General features: G+C 45.4%; 1 protein-coding gene and 1 other RNA gene. One reads left to right on the top strand and one right to left on the bottom strand.

Annotated elements, in window-relative coordinates; translation table 11 throughout:
- On the bottom strand, positions 1-628 hold a 628-nt coding region (locus tag FVR03_RS24065), incomplete at its 3' end, for a GDSL-type esterase/lipase family protein (RefSeq protein WP_255474390.1).
- Positions 629-1231: 603 nt separating this feature from the next.
- Between FVR03_RS24065 and ssrA the strand changes: the two genes are divergently transcribed.
- Positions 1232-1601: a transfer-messenger RNA gene (gene ssrA / locus FVR03_RS24060) on the top strand.
- Positions 1602-1675 lie beyond the last annotated feature (74 nt).

Genomic DNA, 1675 nt, shown 5'->3' with positions numbered 1-1675 from the left:
GGTTTACCAGCACCACCGCCGATCTGGTGGTATGCAGTTCGGTTACAAGTTTGGCTATTTCGGTATTCAGGAGAGGTATGTTCTGAGCCTGCTGTTGTCCTACCACTGCAGGGTCGGCCGGAAAAAGCTGGGCCATCAGGATAATAACATCGGGGTTAGTTTGGCGCAGTGTAGCCACAATGTCGCGGAGCCGGGCAATCGTTTCGGGTATACCCAGGTTCTGGAACATATCGTTGGAGCCAAGGTGCATGAGCACGATATCCGGTTTGTGGTTTTTAAGCCAGTCAGGTAAGCTCCCGGCATTTGCCTCGCTACTCACACCCGACAAAATGTGTTGTGTTGTCCAGCCCCAATGGCCTTCGTGGTCTTTGTCAAACGATTTGCCTTTGTACGCGGGCCATGTGGGGCTGCCACCGAAGTTGGTTTGTTGCGAGCCAATAAAATCGAAGTTTGCATTAGCATCAACCAGTTTTTTCCAGAGGTGGTAGCGGTAGCTGAGGTGCTCCTCGTCGGCTTGTGTTAAGGAATTGCCTAGCGGCATAATTTTAAGTGCCTGAGCCAGCGAACAAAATGGCAGGAACAGGCAAATCAGGAGCAAAAGCTTTTTGTGGAGGTAACGTTTTGTCATGTCTGGATATTTCGCACAAATAAATTTAGACTGGTGGTGAGCCTGTACCAGGAGCAGACTTGTTGCCTATAGGGCATTATGCTCCGTTTACCTGAAGCTCATAGCCAAAAGTGTTTATAAAACGGCATTTGGCTACAATAGTTTAGAAACGATTTGCTGTAAAATTGTAATCTAAGACCATGTTTGCTCCTTCCGGATGCCACTGACATAAACTTCTCTTAATCTCGGGCACTATGGGTTGAGGGCAAGGCTACCTCTTTTCTGCCGACCCTTGGCACTTTTTAGGTCAAATAGCTTTGGAAGGGCAAATTCATTTAAATAATTTTTCCTTCTGTGCAAAAAGCAGTACTTGTTGTTCTAATTCTTCCACAGAAGGACAGCAAACAGCAAATAGGAATTCTGAGTTCTGGTACGTACTCCGGGCTTACGTATTTTTGCCAGGCTTTTCTGTGGTAGTAATTGGTAGTACACAGACTGCCCTGAAACTTTTGGTAGCTGCAGGCTGTTATTCTAGCAAATAGCAGCAGCATATGTAAGTAAAATTGCGTATGTTTGTGGCATGTTTCTTGATATTCTAATTCAGGAAGAAGTTCTTTAACTTATGGGGTAGACTGGAATTGACAGCTTGTGCAGATTGCGTGTAAGCATGTCGGGTGATGAACGTACCACCTGTTAAAAATCCGTTCGAACAATAACTGGCGAATATAACTACGCCATGGCTGCTTAATCTAGGTATTAAGCACTAGCCATAGTCTCGTGCAGGTTTCGTGAAACTGCTTGCACATCAGAGGCTTCGATCCGTTTCTCTAGTCTGTGTAAAGGTGTGGTGCACAGGCGAAATAAAGCACCTAAGGAGTGCGCATAAGCCTGACTTATACTTGCAAGCTCCCTACAATCCGAATAAGTCTAAGCATGTAGAAAGCCCGTCGGTTTCCTTGTCTGGACCAGGGTTCGAATCCCTGCTACTCCACTGATTTCAATACTAAAAACAGCTAAAAGCCTGCAAATTAACTATTTGCAGGCTTTTTTGTTTTAGGGCAACAATCA

It is taken from the genome of Pontibacter qinzhouensis (genome assembly GCF_008017455.1).
Lineage (GTDB): Bacteria > Bacteroidota > Bacteroidia > Cytophagales > Hymenobacteraceae > Pontibacter > Pontibacter qinzhouensis.
Note: the sequence above shows the minus strand (reverse complement) of the source record. Positions and strands in the feature narration are given on the sequence as shown.